We start from the raw sequence: 395 nt of genomic DNA, 5'->3' as shown, positions 1-395 counted from the left end.
ACAAACGTGGCAGAACGCGAAACTGTCACGTTGTACGATAGTGCGGGCTTATTTGTCGATCGCATGATCAATGCGCTGGGTCATGAAACGGATGTGTCTTTTAACAGCGATGGTGTGCTGGCATCCAGTACGAATCCGCAAGGGCGTAAACAAAGCTACAGCTATGACGCATTTAACCGACTGAAGCTGGAAACACTGCCCGGCGCAGGTAATACAGTGTCTTACACGTACACCCTGAATGAAACCTGCCCTCACACGACATCTAAAACGGTGTCATGTTCTGTGACCAAAGCCGCTGCCGGTGGTGAGGTAGTCACTCAGTACGATTTTGCCGGCCGGGAAATTCGCCGTTTGCATAAAGCCTTCAACGGCCAGTTTGTTGTGGTGGATACTGT

General features: G+C 50.6%; 1 protein-coding gene. It reads left to right on the top strand.

What is annotated here, in order from left to right; translation table 11 throughout:
* A partial coding sequence (locus ACYP03_RS24435) for a hypothetical protein (protein ID WP_459782437.1) occupies positions 1–395 on the top strand: 395 nt, incomplete at both ends.

It is taken from the genome of Photobacterium sp. R1 (assembly GCF_054600795.1).
Note: the sequence above shows the minus strand (reverse complement) of the source record. Positions and strands in the feature narration are given on the sequence as shown.